The organism is Streptomyces torulosus, assembly GCF_001419765.1.
GTDB lineage: Bacteria > Actinomycetota > Actinomycetes > Streptomycetales > Streptomycetaceae > Streptomyces > Streptomyces torulosus.
This window is the reverse complement of the sequence record NZ_LIRK01000202.1, coordinates 1-1,140: the sequence shown is the minus strand read 5'-3', so window position 1 is coordinate 1,140 and position 1,140 is coordinate 1. Positions and strand designations below refer to the sequence as shown.

The following is a 1,140-nucleotide window of genomic DNA, read 5'->3' as shown; positions in this document are numbered from 1 at the left end:
CATCTGCACACCCCGCCCCTGGCCGTCGCCACCGCCGCCGACCTCGCCGCCTCCGTACTGAACCCGTCGCTGGACTCCTGGGACCAGGCCCCCGCCGCCTCCGCCCTCGAAGCCCTCGTCACCCGGGCCCTCGCCGCCGAGACCGGCGCCGCCGACGCCCTCGTCACCACCGGCGGCACCGAGTCCAACCAACTCGCCGTCCTCCTCGCCCGCGAGGCCCACACCGGCATACGGCTCGTCTGCGGAGCCAACGCCCACCACTCCCTGCCCCGCGCCGCCTGGCTCCTCGGCCTGTCCGAACCCGTCGTCGTCCCCACCCCGGCCGGCACCCTCGACCCCGCCGCCCTCGACCGCACGCTCACCCGGCTCCAGGGTCCCCTCCTCGTCGCCGCGACCGCCGGCACCACCGACGCCGGGCTCATCGACCCGCTGCCCGACATCGCCGACCTGTGCACGGCCCACGGCGCCCGCCTCCACATCGACGCCGCCTACGGCGGAGGGCTCCTCTTCAGCGCCCGGCACCGCCCCCGGCTCACCGCCCTGGACCGCGCCCACACCGTCACCCTCGACCTGCACAAACTCGGCTGGCAGCCCGTCGCCGCCGGCCTCCTCACCGTCCGCGACGAAGCCGACCTCGCCGTACTCGGCCACCGCGCCGACTACCTCAACGCCGACGACGACACCGAAGCCGGCCTCCCCGACCTCCTCGGCCGCTCCCTGCGCACCACCCGCCGCCCCGACATCCTCAAAATCGCGGCCACCCTCAAGACCCTCGGCCGCACGGGACTCGGCGCCCTCGTCGACCAGGTCTGCGACCTCGCCCACGAGTTCGCCGCACTCATCGACGCCCACCCCGGCTTCGAGCTGTACGACCGGCCCACCATCAGCACGGTCCTGTTCCGGCCCGCCCGCGCCAGCGACGACACCGTGGCCGCCATCCGGCGAAAACTCCTGCACGACGGCCGCGCCGTCCTCGGCCGCGCCGCCCTCGACGGCCGGCTCTGGCTCAAGACCACCCTGCTCAACCCCCACACCCGGCCCGGCGACCTCACCGCCCTCCTCGCACTCGTGGAACGCGCCGACCCCGCCGCCGCCGCGGACCTCCCCGAAGGACACACCCCGACATGGGCACGCCCCCAC

At 75.4% G+C, this 1,140-nt stretch carries 1 protein-coding gene; it reads left to right on the top strand.

Going from position 1 to position 1,140, the window contains the following annotated elements; genetic code table 11:
- On the top strand, nt 1-1,140 hold a 1,140-nt coding region (locus AOK23_RS14910), incomplete at both ends, for a pyridoxal phosphate-dependent decarboxylase family protein (protein WP_107102794.1).